This is a genomic window from Mesorhizobium sp. M7A.F.Ca.MR.362.00.0.0 (assembly GCF_004023175.1).
Taxonomy (GTDB): domain Bacteria; phylum Pseudomonadota; class Alphaproteobacteria; order Rhizobiales; family Rhizobiaceae; genus Mesorhizobium.
Map to the genome: position 1 here is coordinate 1 of NZ_RZTF01000540.1, position 1985 is coordinate 1985.

General features: G+C 62.1%; 4 protein-coding genes. 3 read left to right on the forward strand and 1 reads right to left on the reverse strand.

The features are described from left to right. On the reverse strand, positions 1-282 hold a 282-nt coding region (locus EOC06_RS34710; protein ID WP_164898912.1), incomplete at its 3' end, for a hydantoinase/oxoprolinase N-terminal domain-containing protein. A 194-nt stretch (positions 283-476) separates the two neighbouring features. On the opposite strand from EOC06_RS34710, the gene EOC06_RS34715 reads away from it, so the two are divergent. The 3 genes from EOC06_RS34715 to EOC06_RS44295 form a co-directional block, all read left to right on the forward strand. After that, a complete protein-coding gene (locus tag EOC06_RS34715; protein WP_081734943.1) occupies positions 477-737 on the forward strand; it encodes a hypothetical protein in 261 nt (86 codons plus the stop codon). 164 nt (positions 738-901) lie between these two features. Then, complete coding sequence (locus tag EOC06_RS34720) at positions 902-1621, forward strand: DnaJ family molecular chaperone (RefSeq protein ID WP_127268668.1); 720 nt, start codon at positions 902-904, stop codon at positions 1619-1621. Beyond that, the coding region (locus EOC06_RS44295) for an N-acetylmuramoyl-L-alanine amidase (protein WP_245470327.1) at positions 1618-1985 on the forward strand (368 nt) is incomplete at its 3' end. The genes EOC06_RS34720 and EOC06_RS44295, both read left to right, overlap by 4 nt.

Consider the following 1985-nt stretch of genomic DNA (forward strand, 5'->3'; position numbering starts at 1 on the left):
GCCCTTGGTGATGAGCAAAAGCACGCGGTCACCCTTGCGCTCCAGCAGCGCATTGGTGGCGACTGTGGTGCCCATCTTGATGTCGCCGATCAGGCCGCTTGGGATCGTGTCTCCGGACGACAAGCCAAGAAGGTCGCGAATGCCCTGGATGGCAGCATCGTTATAGGCTTCGGGGTTTTCGGAGAGAAGCTTGCGCGGGTGCAGCCCGCCTTCCGGATCTCGGCCGATCACATCGGTGAATGTGCCGCCGCGGTCGATCCAGAAATCCCATTTTGCGGTCATGACAGCCCCCGGCGCTTTTCCGTTCGATCGGTGATTCGGCACATTCTGTTAGTTCGCCACGGCCTGAGCGGCAATCGCAAATGGACCAGACGATGTTACATGTCGAAACGCAACGTTACGAAACTCATGGCCGTCTGACGCATTTGTCCTTCGACCGCTCACGGCAACGTGAGCGTGTGTTGAAGGAGAGACAAATGAAAAAGCTCATTCTCGCGTCCGTTTCCGCTCTGGCCTTGCTTGGCGTCGCCGCCTGCAGTGACAGCGGTACGGACAATACCACCACCCAGAGCACCAATCCGCCGGCCGCCGAGGAACCGATGAAGCCGGCTACCCCGGAAGCCACGCCGCCGGCCGCGACGCCTCCGGCAACGGATAATTCGACCACGAAGAGCATCACACCCGAGAAGCCTGCCGAGCCGGCTCCGGCAACACCAGCTCCTGCGCCCGCGCAGTAGTGAGCAAGCAGTACTTCGTGTGATGAATGAGAAAGGCCGGCTCGCGCTGGCCTTTTTCATATTGTCCGAGCGCCGTGGCGTTCGAGTCCGATCGATTTGTCGCGCAAAGCCTGCGGCACTGTCCCGGCTTGATAGGAGCGGGCGGTGGCTCTAAGAAGCAGGCCATGTCCATTTGGGATCGCCTCGGCGAATTCATCACCCGCGTTTCATCCTCAGCCTCGTCGGGTGTCGCCGACGTGGTCGAGGCCGTGCGCACGGTTTTCGCCGGCGATGCGGATTTGCGCCGGCGTGTCGCCTTTTCGGTGGCGATGATCGCGCTGTCGGCCAAGATGGCCAAGGCCGATGGTATCGTCACCCAGGACGAGGTGCGCGCCTTCCAGGAAATATTCGAAGTGCCGCCGAAGGAGACGCGCAATGTGGCGCGTCTGTTCGATCTCGCCCAGCGCGACGTGGCCGGTTTCGAGACCTATGCCGAGCGGATGGCGCAGATGTGCGGTTCCGGGCATTCCAACTGTGTGATGCTGGAAGACATACTCGACGGTCTGTTCCACATCGCCAAGGCCGACGGGCTGGTGCACGAGCGCGAAGGCCATTTCCTGCACCGCATCGCCGAGATTTTCCGCATCGACGAAGCGCATTACGAGACCATCATGGCGCGACATGTCAACCTGGGCGCCGGGGATCCTTATGTCGTGCTTGGCATCGAGCGCGGCAAGCCGTTCGAAGAGGTCAGGAAGCGCTATCGCAAGCTGGTTTCCGACAATCATCCGGACCGGCTGATCGCGCGCGGCCTGCCTCAGGAATTCATCAAGATCGCGACCACCAGGGTGGCGGCGATCAACGTTGCCTACGAGATGATCGAGCGGGGCCTGCGCCACGCATGAGCGGCTTTCTGCCCGACGAGCCACGTGCCGAAGTCAGGGTATCGCCGAATTTCGGCCCGCGGCGCGAGACGCCCAGGCCTGACATGATCGTGCTGCACTACACCGGTATGGCGACCGGCGCCGGGGCCGAGGCCTGGCTTTGCGACCCGGCCAGCGAGGTCTCGTCGCATTATCTCGTCCACGAGAATGGCCATATCGTGCAGATGGTCAGGGAAAGCGACCGCGCCTGGCATGCCGGCAAGAGTTCGTGGTTCGGACGGGCCGACATCAATTCCTGTTCGGTCGGCATAGAGATCGTCAATCCGGGGCATTCGCTGGGCTATCCCGGTTTCCCCCGGCGGCAGATCGATGCGGTGGTCGGGCT